This is a genomic window from Novipirellula sp. (assembly GCF_041583735.1).
Taxonomy (GTDB): domain Bacteria; phylum Planctomycetota; class Planctomycetia; order Pirellulales; family Pirellulaceae; genus Novipirellula.
The window spans coordinates 1-10,555 of the sequence record NZ_JBFHFD010000274.1; the positions used below are offsets into that span (position 1 = coordinate 1).

At 55.8% G+C, this 10,555-nt stretch carries 6 protein-coding genes and 1 pseudogene; 3 read left to right on the forward strand and 4 right to left on the reverse strand.

What is annotated here, in order from left to right; translation table 11 throughout:
- Both ABX962_RS19345 and ABX962_RS19350 read left to right on the forward strand, forming a co-directional pair.
- A pseudogene (locus ABX962_RS19345) lies at positions 1–870 on the forward strand (hypothetical protein); the annotation flags it as partial.
- A 130-nt stretch (positions 871–1,000) separates the two neighbouring features.
- The gene (locus tag ABX962_RS19350; protein WP_372721671.1) at positions 1,001–2,812 is read left to right on the forward strand and encodes a hypothetical protein; all 1,812 of its coding nucleotides are present in this window, start codon (positions 1,001–1,003) and stop codon (positions 2,810–2,812) included.
- A gap of 151 nt (positions 2,813–2,963) precedes the next feature.
- Here the strand turns inward: ABX962_RS19350 and ABX962_RS19355 are convergent, their stop codons facing one another.
- The 4 genes from ABX962_RS19355 to ABX962_RS19370 form a co-directional block, all read right to left on the reverse strand.
- Positions 2,964–3,257 carry a hypothetical protein gene (locus tag ABX962_RS19355; protein WP_372721672.1) on the reverse strand — a complete coding sequence of 98 codons (294 nt, stop codon included), beginning with the start codon at positions 3,255–3,257 and terminating at the stop codon, positions 2,964–2,966.
- A gap of 88 nt (positions 3,258–3,345) precedes the next feature.
- Positions 3,346–6,444 carry a CHAT domain-containing protein gene (locus tag ABX962_RS19360; RefSeq protein WP_372721673.1) on the reverse strand — a complete coding sequence of 1,033 codons (3,099 nt, stop codon included), beginning with the start codon at positions 6,442–6,444 and terminating at the stop codon, positions 3,346–3,348.
- Positions 6,441–7,541 (reverse strand): hypothetical protein, encoded by a 1,101-nt coding sequence (locus ABX962_RS19365; protein WP_372721674.1) that lies wholly within the window; start codon positions 7,539–7,541, stop codon positions 6,441–6,443. Before ABX962_RS19365 ends, ABX962_RS19360 begins: the two co-directional genes overlap by 4 nt.
- A gap of 63 nt (positions 7,542–7,604) precedes the next feature.
- A complete protein-coding gene (locus tag ABX962_RS19370) occupies positions 7,605–10,031 on the reverse strand; it encodes a protein kinase (RefSeq protein WP_372721675.1) in 2,427 nt (808 codons plus the stop codon).
- A 203-nt stretch (positions 10,032–10,234) separates the two neighbouring features.
- Between ABX962_RS19370 and ABX962_RS19375 the strand changes: the two genes are divergently transcribed.
- Positions 10,235–10,555: hypothetical protein (locus tag ABX962_RS19375; RefSeq protein ID WP_372721676.1), on the forward strand; the 321-nt coding region annotated here is incomplete at its 3' end.

Sequence of the window (10,555 nt, forward strand, 5' to 3'; positions counted from 1 at the left end):
TACAACGTCACGGTCCTGTTCGCCGGCGAATACGACAGCAACGTGCCGCTACAGCCTCGGTTCTCGGGGCTCGGTTCGGACATCGATCATGAAGACTATCGTTTTTTGATGGCTTCCTTCTTGGATCTGCAGTTGATGTCGACCGAACAATTTAATCTTGGGTTGGTCGGCAGCACCTACAACACGTTCCAGGTCGATGCCAACGAATTCAATATCCAAGACTACATGGGCGGGGCGTACACCAATGCACTGTTAAGCGAAGATTTGGTGGGTTCGCTACGCTACGAATACCATCATACGTTGGTCGACAGTGATCGATTCGCCGACGAACATCGTCTGACTCCGTCCATGACTTGGCTTGGATCTCGTGGACATACCACGCTGTTCTACGAATTCAATCCGATCAACAGTCGTGCCCCCTTCCTAATTCCGGCTCAAAATCAAACCACCGACATTCATCGCACCGGCATCACGCAAGCGTTGTATACCTTTGGCGGTGATGGACGCATCTATGGTGGCTACCAATATGCCGAGGGCCATGCCGAAGGATCGGACTTTGATCTTACAACCCACATGGTCACCGGACGAATCGAACGGCCATTGCCGCGTCGTTGGATCGCTGATTTGGATGTTCGCTATGTGTGGGATGACTATGCCAACCCGAATAGTTTGGACTTCTACGATCGAGCACGCGATGATGAACGAGTGGAAGTTCGCACGGGGTTGCAAAAGAACTTTGCCGCCCCCGTCAGCCTGCGGTTTGATTACACCTACATCAACAACGATTCGAACACCGAAAACCTGTTTGGGGTGCGATTCTATGACTATGACCGACACATTTTCAGTACGCAGCTCATTTTCTCGCTTTAACCAACGTCGTTGATCACGCGGCGAACACAACGGCAACGCGATCCCCAACGCACCAACACAACACGCACGAACCGAACGCACGATCGCGGAGCGATCAGCGACATTGGCTGTGACAGAGATGAAAGGATTCATGATGAGTTTTATTCGATTCGGTGCCGTTACGGTTTGTTTGTTTGCACTGGCAGCGGCAAACGCGGTGACGCAGGCGAACGACACGGCCAATTCCGACTCGGCTGCTCGTTGGATTGGAACCGTCACTCATTGCGACGGTGACGCAGTGCTGTATCGTGGCGAACACGCCTATCAAGTCGTGCGTGGTGCTGGATTGCGTTTGGGGGACACGATCGAAACGAGCGGATCGGCAAAACTGACGTTGGCGACCCAGGCGGGCCCTGCGATCACGATGGGCGGTGCCACCACCGTGACGCTCGATCGATCCGAGAATCGATGGTTGTTGGACCTCGATCAAGGGCAAGCCCGGATCGTGCACGATGGCGAATCCGAGCTGCGTTTGACCAGTCCCGAAGCCGAGATGTGGATCGAACGCGGCATCGTTCAAGTCGACCAAGCTAACACCGAGATGCAATACGAATTGGTTGCCGGTTCGGTGCTGCACCGAATCGATCCCACATCCATGGGCCGCAATTCGCAACAAGGTTCGTTTCGCGTGCGACACGATGGACAAATCCAATCGGCGTCCCCAATCCGGTGGCGTTTTCAAGCCGAACAAGTTCGTTTGGCGTCGGCTCTGCAAACCAGCCCGATGTTGCAGCCGCCGGTCACCTCGTCGCCGGACGGGGTTCCCGGATCACCGTCGGACGCATTTCCATCGGCCGATGGACTCTCGCCAGCCAATCCGCTGTCCCCCGATGAAAACCTGTTCCCCGATGAAGACGACGACGATGATCCGCGTTTCGCGCAAGACCCGCTGACGCCTGACCAGGCACCTGCGGCGACGCGTGGTGGTTTTGATGATGGCGGCAATGCCGAGATGGGAATCGGAGCCAGCACCAATACGTTCGCTGGCAGTAGCTCGCTGAGTCTAGGGTCGATCTCCAGTGCCACCGGGACATTTGCCTCGGGCGGTATCTTTGGCGACGCCAATCAACAAACGTTTCAAGGGCAAGTCGACTACGATATCAAACCACTTTCGGAAACCGGACCTTTCACCGAGGGAGATCCCTTCCCCGGTGCAATCCACTTGGTGACTGCCGAAAACCGATTGCCGTTTAGCAACGTCCATCTGTCGGCGACTGAGTTTTCGACGTTATTTTCCGGAGCCGCCGACAAGTTCTTTTCCATCGGGACCGGGGCGGCGCCAAGCAGCCAAGTGCTGACCAACTTCTTCACGGGAACCGGACCAACGCCCACCGTGATCGATATCCCTGGCTTTGATGCCCATTTAATCCAGCTCGATCAATTCAACATTCCTGACCCAGCCAAAGGAGCACTTGATAGCGACACCGGTTTGACCGGATTGATCGGCGCCAATCCCACCGGGCCAACGGTGGTGGGCGACACGCCACTGGTCGATGAACGAGCCCAATTCAACTCGGGTGCGACCTTCGCATTGGGAGAATTCTTGGTGACCAAAACAGATGCAAACGGTATTGTCTTTACGATCCGTCGCAGCGACCAAGACCGCCTAATTGTCAAAGATCCTGGTGGAAATGATGCTAACGATCAGGTTCAACCCAATACCGACGTGACGTTCATCGACGATGCCGATCCACGGTTTTTGCCTCAGTCGCCGACCGTCAAGGTGCCCGAGTCGGTTGCCAACACGGGTGTTGGCGTTCAGGAGTTGAACTTCCTGCGTCGCGCCGCCTTTACCACGCTGGTCGCCGATCAATTGCAAGATTACTCGCGGCGGACGGGGCAAACCCGATTTGTCGTCGACGGCAAGATCATCGATATCTCGGGCTTCCAACCAACCCGATAGGCAAACCTTGGCAGTAGACAAGGTAACCAGTCCCCGCATACCAGTAGTGGACGAGGCTACGAGTCCCCGAGTATTAGCGGCGACGAAGCAACGAGTCCCCGAATCTCCGTCGTCGACGAAGCGATTTTTCGAAGACGATTGCCACCGGACCTTAAAAGTAACCGTACTGAGGTCCGTAGAAACGGTTATTGAAATTGCCGTAGTAGCGGCCTTGGTAATAGCTTCGTCCCGAAGGCAATCGTGTTGCTCGGCTATTTAGATTGCGAGTTGGATAGCCACCCATCATCGACCGTGAAGTTGTCGGCGCGGACCAGACTCGCGTCGGCATGGTCGAACGCTGGTTTGCCGATCGCAAGCGGCTAAACAATCCTTCGGCTTGGGCTTCGCCGGGACCAGCGAAAAAGGCGGCGGCACAAATCAACGCTGCGATTCGAATGGGTTTCATCAGTGAGTGGCTCGGGGGTGGAAAGACTTGGGGGGACGACGGCATTCCCCCCAGTCTATTTGCGATTCTGGGCAAATCCACTGGTTCATTATCGAGAACTGCAAACAAAGGCAGCCCAGGCGTAAGGATGGCTGCGGATTCCGGAGCCCGTTGCTGATAGCATGTCCACTTGAGCTCCGCGAATCGCCTCGCGAACCGATTTGCCTTGACGCCACAAGTGGTCGTAAAAGTGCTGGACAAATGCCACGGTGGCGTCATCATCGACCGGCCACAATGTTCCGATCACGTGTTCCGCCCCGGCGGCGTGGAAACTACTAAACATGCCCGCCATCCCCTGCCCCGCCTGCGCTTGTCCGAGCCCCGATTCGCATGCACTAAGCATCACCAGCGACGCTTGTGACAAGTCCAGTTGCCGGATCTCGGCGGCGGTCATGTATTGATCTTGTTCGCTGGCGTTTTTTGGATCCTGGTCGGTCGCTGGTGCCACGATCAACCCGGTGCTCAACAGCGTCGTGGCGCCGCTGATCGCAAACGCGTCTCCTTCGTTCTCTCGCCGAAAAAAACCGTGTGTCGCCAAGTGAATGTAGTGCTCGTTGACCATCGCCCGGGCCAATGCCGCCTCGGTCGCCTTGCTGTCAGACAAACGAACCACGCGAGCCTGCGGAAATTGTTGCTTGAACAGCGTTTCCACCTGTTTTGCTTCCTTCAATGAACCTGGCAGCAGCGGCCATTGTTGAGTCAGGGGGCCATAGTCGATCCCTCCTGCGACCAATAGTGACTTTGACGTGCCCGAGGAAGTCTCCGTCGCAATTTCGGCAGCGGCAACCTCGCTGGCCAATTCGATTGAGACCTGTTCGATCCAGTAACCGGGCCGGTTGACCGCCGGAAGCGCGGCCCAGGGAATCAAGTAACACATCGAGTCGCCACGAATGCGAAGCCGCGAAAATGGAAGGTCGCAATCGAGTAGCGGTTGCTGGACCAGCGACGCGACGGTACGGGCCGCAACGTCCATATCGGGCAACTGTTCGGTGATCGTTTTTCGCCAACGGACAATTGCCGCGTCGACGTTCAGGGCGTCCCCAAACGTAACGCGTTTCACTTGGCCGCTCGGAGCGAGCACGAACGCGAAATAGCGAGATCCCGCGCCGATCGATCCACCTTTTGTTGGTTTGTCGAAGACACGTGTCTGCAAGATGTCCAGCATCAATTCGTCATCGGCGAGATGCCGGGCGACGATCTCCGCAGTGGGTTCTTGTTCGAGCGAAAGGTTTTCGCTGCGAGACACGCTCCGCCGGATGTCTTGCAGTTGGTCTTCGAGATCGGCGATCTCATTTAGTAACGCTCGCCGGCGAAACATCGAGACGCGACGAAAATAGGCTTGATGCAATTGTTGCATCAACGCTTGTTCACGCTGTTTGATCTCAGTGTCGGTCGATTGTTTGAATGCCCGGTCATAACGGTCGGCGAGTCCTTTCCACCGCAGCACGACGTTGTATTGATCCGTATCAGGGATTTGCAATTGCGGAGCGAGTTCCAAGAACGTGTCGAGTGTTCCCGGCCAAGCCACGCTTTCGGGATGCACGCGAGCTTCTTGGATCATCGCGAGACGGTCGCGAGCGGACGGCGACTTCGACAACGCCTCGCAAACCCCTTGATAGGCCAGGGCCTCCGCTTGGGTGACCCACTGACTTGCGGAAGTCAAATCGTCTTGCAAGCACGCCACACGGGCTTGGCAGGCAATGGCTTCGGCGTAGCGTGGATGGCGAACCGAATAGTGCTTTTTGAAATGTTTTGCAGCGTCCGAGAAATGCTCTGCGGCTTGCGATAGGTTCTCTTGAGCCATCGCGATCCAACCCAAATTGATCGACGATTCTCCGATCTTCAAATCAGCGGGGTCCACGTTGGCTTGGTAGATTTGCTTTGCCGACTGTGCTAGTTCGGCGGCTTTGTCAAAGTCGCCTGTTAGGTAATAGTTGATCCCCAAGTTGTTTGCGACGTTCGCGGCGCGAAGCGGATCGACGTTCTTGTTGGTCTGGAGCGTCTCTTGCGCGTCGATCAATTCATTGCGGGCAATGATGAAATCGCGGTCGCCTTCGATCGCTTTGGCTAAATTGATTCGCCAATCGGTGGCGGATCGCAAATCGGGATTTTGTTGATGGAACTCACGCGAAGATTCCAGCAGTTTTCGGGCTTCGCGGTAATCGCCCATCTGCAGTGCGACGAGCGCCAAGGTGTCGTTGGCGATCACTGGCAAATCAGGACGTCCGGTGCGTTTTGCTTGCCGCGAAAACTCGCGTGCCGCGTCATACGCCTCGGCAAGTTGACGCCGCTTCAATCGCAGCGTGACGACTAAACTCCAATACTTTGCTCGCCACTGGGCCGCGACTTGATCGTCATCAATGACGCTGCGAAGATCGCGAAGCACCGTTTCCAGCGAGTCGTCCATGCCGACTCGCATGCAATATTCGGCCAGTGCGAGTCGAACCAGCCGGATCACGCCAACCGGAATCTCCGCAGCCGACAGGGTGTCTTCGACTTCGCTGAGTCGTTCTTGCAGCAATTTCAAGTTCTGTTCGACCGAATCCTTCGGTTCCAATTTCGTCAATTGCGAGAAACCAAGGACGTCGATCGCCAACGCTTGCACTTCGTCGTAAAGTGAACGCTGCTCTTTGATGAGCCCGATCGATTCGGCAAGGGTATCGACCGCTCGCTGAGGGTTCGGTTGCTGCTTGATCGCATCGATCCGCACCAAGTAGGCCAGCGAAGTAACGCGGCCAGCGGAACCAGGGGCGGCGTCGCATGCCGCATCCGAGAGTGTTTGGATCGCACGGTCGGGGTGGCCTGCGTCAAAGTCAATCTGAGCCGCGATGATCAGGTAACGAATCCGCTCGGGATCATCGATCGCAACCTGCTCGCTGACTTTGCATTGTTCCAAAATCTGCTCGGTTGCCTTTGCTGCCGCTTCACGATCGTTGGCGGCAAGGGACTGCATCGCATGGTCGCGAAGTTCGTTCAAACGATCGGTCGGTAGTTCGGCATTCAGGCTGCTGCAAAACGTGATTGCAAGTAGCAGTGTCGTTGTTCGCTCCGCGAACTTACGTAATGATCGCGGAGCGATCAACGACGATGTGGACTTGCGCAATGATCGCGGAGCGATCAGCGACGATGCACGATGTAACCAACTCATTGGGTTTGGATCGCGGTGGCGACGTTGCTATCGGGATGGCTGGCGACCAACAGTGCAGCGAGATTGGATGCTTCCGCAATATCTTCTTTCGTGATCTTATCTGGGACGCGAGAAAGAATGATGTCGATCAGCGACCACAACGCAGTCAGGTCGGTTGGATTCTGCTCAAGTAGTGCTAAGTATGAATCCATCACGTTGTCCCCGCGAGTCGCAAATCGAGCGTAATCCCCCTCGAGTTCGAGAATCGTGAGCGGCGAGTCTCGCTTGGGATCGCGTTTGGAATAGGCGTCACTTAGTGTTTGTTTAAGTCGTTGCTCGTCACCGAGTTCATCATAACAACTTGCCTTCAAAAGATACGCTTCAAGGAAACCCGGTGAATCGGCGATCGCTTGATCCGTGATCGATAGGATTTCTTGGCAGATTTCTTTTCGCTTCGCGGCATCTTGGATCGTGACAACGTTTCGCAGTTGTTCCGCGGCACTGGCCCATTGCTTGATCGCTGCGATCGAAGCGTTGGGAGCCGACTCGATTGCGTTTCGGTTCTTCGCTGGCAACGCGTCAAAGGTGTTCATGACTCTGGTTCGCGTCTTCATCGCTGCGGTGATCACGGCATCGTCAGTCTCGTTGATCGAAACCACGGTGGGGTCAGCGGCAGCATCGTTTTGAACTAGCACCATCTCGATCGCCGATGGCTCGCGAGATTGGCAACAAACAAGCAGTTCGATGTCATGTTTCTTCGCGACCGATCGTGCCGCGTCTACCGTCGTGCAGTCGGCGAACAATCGATCGGTGGTGTGAGTGTCGACCAGCACAAGTTGCTCGGAAAACCGCATCCCTTCACGCACCAACGTTCCAAACACGCTGACGTCACTTGACGGATCTTGCGAACCGGCAAGCACCACGACGGCGATCCGCTTTTTGTCTTCCAGCATTTCTTTGGCGCTGCGCTGAGCTTCTTCGCTCATTGCCAACGAGCGGAAATCGGTCCACACGGGTCCGCGACTCAATCGGGCAGTACGCGGGCGGCTGGGGCTGACCGACGGAGCGATCATCGTGCTAGCGATCGTCGCCGCAATCAACAACTGATGAAAAAACATTGCAATAGGTCCAGGCAAAAAGGGACGATGGATCGTGTTGGTGAACGCAGTGTCGCCGGCAAATCAGGACGTTTCTATCGTATCCAAACGCGTGAGCGCCTGCTCTGCATTCTGGCGGATTTCGTCGGCCCAATCGAGCGTTTCATTCGTTTTTGGTAGCGTTTCGATTGCCTTGCGTAGACTTGCCGCTGCAGCTGCGGGTTTGCTCGGCACCAACGATGTTCCCAACGCCAAATGCGCCTGGGCGGCACAACGACGAAACGAAAGCTGGACGGAGTTCTGCAGTAACATTTGGTCGGCTAACTTGACGGCACGTTCGTACTGCGAAATCGCCGCCTCCACATCGCCTTGGTCAATTAGCAAATTTCCAAGCCCGGTTAACGCCAACACTTGCCGCTCTTTGAGTTGTGGGATCGCAGGATATTTTTCCACCATGCCCGAAAAGAATTTTATCGATTCGGAGAATAGCGATTTCGCTCCGTCGATGTCTTGCACATCCAACTGCAAATGTTCGGCGTAATTTCTCAGCAACAACGCGTATTCTTTCGCCGCCGCAACATCGTTCGGATCACGGGTCACCAGCCAACGAGCTTGCTCGATTGCATCTTGGTAGCGATCGGCGATCCGTTTGTCGGTGGTTCGGGTGGACCACATCAATTCCAACCGCGCTAGCGCCTCGTTGTTCAGTGCACGTGTCAATTCAAACCGTATGTCTCGCGTCAACGTGGGCTCGGTCGATTTGTCCATCGCGTCGCGTAGCGAACGAGTTGCCGATTCAAATGATTCAACCGCCGGCAACCACTGCTGCTCGTCAAATGCAATGACCCCCTTTTGAATCATTGTTTGTCCACGCAGCAATAACGCGTCGGCCGAGGACCGCGAATCGATCAACACCTGATCCACGATTGGCAACGCCTGTGACAGACTTTCGGTCGCCGCGGTCGTGTTATTTTGGTCGCCATGCAGCCGGCTTTTCTCGATCATCACCCGCGCCAACATGCGGTGATCTTCTTTGGTGTCGAGTTCTCGCAGAATTTTGCTGGCATTGGCGAGCGAAGCCAGTGCGTTAGGGATCAGACCGAGTTCGCGTTGCACTTTGGCAAGTTCAAAGGAGACCGCGGCGGATTCACGACGCAGTTCGGGTTCGTGCGAAGGGAATTCTGCCATGCGTTGATACGACTCGGCGGCATCGGTGAGCAATTGTTCACGCACGTCGGTCGCATCCGGGACCTCTTTTAATCGTTCGCTGGCCCCGGTCAACAATTGGTCGGTGGCTTGGCGAGCCAATTTATACAATTGAGTCGCTTCACCGCGAGCTTGCTGCTGTTGCTTGCGAGCCTGGTTGATGCGGTGCACTGCGAACAAACTGGTCAACGTCAACAGGATCAACGAAACGGTTGCCCATCGCACAAACGTCTCGTGTTGTCGTTTCCAGCGGTATAGACGCTCCAGGGATGACTCTTGATAGGCCAACACCGGTTCGTCATCGAGCCATCGCTGCAGATCGTCTCGCAACTCCGCTGCGCTTTGATAGCGATCCTCACGCAATCGCGAAATCGATTTGGCAGCAATTGCGTTTAGCGAGCGAGGCGTTGATTTTTGCACCTCGATGGCGGCGGGAATCGATCCCGAATCGATGGCTCTGAGTGCTTGAGTCAGACTCATGCCTTTGCAAGGCGGATCGCCGGTCAGAACTTCGTACAACATCGCCCCGATACTGTACAGATCCGAACGACTGTCGATGTCTTGCGTTCGCCCGTTGAGCTGCTCGGGTGGCGCGTAGGCAATCGTCCCCATCGCAGTCCCTGCCCGCGTATCGTCCAGCTTCGAACTGCTGACCGACACCGGCGACTCGGGCAGGGATTCGGTCGCAGCGAGGGTGGATTCGTATTGATATTCGACTTCGCTGCTGCCCGTGGTTTTCGCCAGCCCCCAATCGATGACCAGGGTTTCCCCGTAGCGGCCAAGCATCACGTTGTTGGATTTCAAGTCGCGGTGCAAAACGCCGCGGCTGTGGGCATAGTGCAGCACGTTGCAAACGTCGATCAACCGCTGCAATAGTTGCCGCAATCGAGGCCCAACAAACGATTCCTTGCCCGCAGCGACCGCTTCGTGAAATTGTTTGATGTGATTCCGTAGCTCGCTGCCGGTGATCAACCGCATCGCGTAATACGGGCGTCCGTTCACTCCGGTGCCCATACTGTAGATCGGGACCACGCCAGGGTGTTCGAGCAGCCCGGTGACTTCGGCCTCGGCACAAAAGCTGTCGCGATGCCGGGGGTCATCCGCACATTGTTCGCGGATCTCTTTGAGTGCGACTTCCCGATTCAGTTCGGTATCAAAGTAGATCGAAACGACCCCGAGTCCGCCGACTGCAAGCGCTCGGCGAAACTGGTAGCGACCCCGCTGTTCGGGCTGAGTTTGACTCGGCTGGGTTTGGAACGGGTCTTCTCCGTCCATCGTTTCAGCGTTCACAACGGATACAGGCATAGTGGGGGTGATAATGGCGGGCGGCTGACCCGCCCACCCTGTTCTGGCGATTGTACATGATTTTCTTATTCAGGGGCTGCGACGATTCGCTACGGAGTGGGCGAACCGATCGGGGAGAGCGACGCTGCGTCTTCGATGGACGGATGCGTCTTGGATTGACGATCGTGTCTTCGATTGACGATCGAGCAATTTGATTCGTTGCCATGGTCTCAAATCGATCACAGCATCTGCATCCTGCGGGCTCGTTAACGCGGATTCGAATTCGTGTGTACATGGATCAAGGGAAATCGTCTTCGGCAGCGAATTTCGAAGAGACCAAGACGGGGTTCGGCGCGCGAGTTGCTTTTCGCTGTGACCCGTACAAGTGTTTGATCAAAGCAGGCGAACGCGTGTGGTGTCCCTGCTTTTCTCCCCCCTCCCCTTCTATCAACTCAGGTAAAACTAACATGAGACAACTACTTACTGCCGCAGCTTGTTTGGGCGCCCTTGCCGCCGGTGCCGTCGTCGGAGCACAAGACATCGCA

Coding starts and splice junctions, on each gene's coding strand:
- ABX962_RS19350 (WP_372721671.1), top strand. CDS start 1,001: ATGATGAGTTTTATTCGATTCGGTGCCGTTACGGTTTGTTTGTTTGCA.
- ABX962_RS19355 (WP_372721672.1), bottom strand. CDS start 3,257: ATGAAACCCATTCGAATCGCAGCGTTGATTTGTGCCGCCGCCTTTTTC.
- ABX962_RS19360 (WP_372721673.1), bottom strand. CDS start 6,444: ATGAGTTGGTTACATCGTGCATCGTCGCTGATCGCTCCGCGATCATTG.
- ABX962_RS19365 (WP_372721674.1), bottom strand. CDS start 7,541: ATGTTTTTTCATCAGTTGTTGATTGCGGCGACGATCGCTAGCACGATG.
- ABX962_RS19370 (WP_372721675.1), bottom strand. CDS start 10,031: ATGCCTGTATCCGTTGTGAACGCTGAAACGATGGACGGAGAAGACCCG.